General features: G+C 48.9%; 1 protein-coding gene. It reads right to left on the bottom strand.

The window, feature by feature from the left end:
* Window positions 1–251, bottom strand: a 251-nt coding sequence (locus AC0L3U_RS39520; protein WP_473365138.1) for an MFS transporter, incomplete at its 3' end; no start/stop codon positions are given.
* Window positions 252–266: the final 15 nt, after the last annotated feature.

Raw genomic sequence — 266 nt, 5'->3', positions numbered from 1 at the left:
GCGACGGCGAAAGAATAATAGAATCCCTGAGTTAACGTCTGTATGTCTTGCGGAGCGTGATCGCGAATAAAGCGCATAATCGCCGTGTGATAAGCAGCAAAACTCAGAGCGTGCATGCATTGCCCTATGATGATGAGTGATAGGCTGTCGCTGTTAGAAAAGAACGCCCAGCGAAGCGATGCGCTGGATCTCGGAGTGGTGCAGGAGCAATTGAGCTTGGAAAAACGAGCAACTAACTTTGCTGAAAACATCGCCTTCACTAGAGA

It is taken from the genome of Bradyrhizobium sp. Kon69, assembly GCF_055807515.1.
This window is presented reverse-complemented; position numbering and strand designations above follow the sequence as displayed.